The organism is Vibrio sp. 2033, assembly GCF_033339735.1.
Genome location: NZ_JAWOVC010000826.1, coordinates 1 through 520 on the forward strand (window position 1 = coordinate 1; position 520 = coordinate 520).

Here is a 520-nt window from a genome sequence, read left to right on the forward strand (position 1 = left end):
TGCGGGTATGCAACGTTTGAAGAACGGTGAAGTCGCAGATATGTCGGTGGAAGCGCGTCCGCGCTGGCCAATTGACCAGCTAACGCCAATCGCGTAATCAAACCTTGTATATTGACTGGCCTCTATTTATAGAGGCCTTTGTTTTTGTGGTTTATTTTCCCAAGAAAAAGGCGCGAGATTTCCAGACTGATGTGAGCAGTTTTCTTTGTGTTCAGTGATAGGATGGCGCGGAAGAATAATAAATGGATATAACAATGAAGAAGTTTGAAATTGAAGGTCAGCAACTTGCTTACCTAGACAAAGGCGAAGGGCCTGTGCTGCTGTTTGGACATAGCTATTTGTGGGATTGCCAAATGTGGGCGCCTCAAATTGAAGTTTTGAGTCAGTCCTATCGTTGTATTGTGCCTGACTTATGGGCGCATGGTGAATCGGACGCCGCTCCTGCTTTGACCACGTCTTTAGTTGATTATGCCCAACACATGCTGGCGCTAATGGATCATTTGGAAATCGACAAATTTTC

1 protein-coding gene and 1 pseudogene are annotated in these 520 nt (G+C 45.4%); both read left to right on the forward strand.

What is annotated here, in order from left to right; genetic code table 11:
- Positions 1–97, forward strand: a pseudogene (locus R7P74_RS29315) (tRNA (adenosine(37)-N6)-threonylcarbamoyltransferase complex transferase subunit TsaD); the annotation flags it as partial.
- Positions 98–254: 157 nt separating this feature from the next.
- On the forward strand, positions 255–520 hold a 266-nt coding region (locus R7P74_RS29320; RefSeq protein ID WP_318124249.1), incomplete at its 3' end, for an alpha/beta fold hydrolase.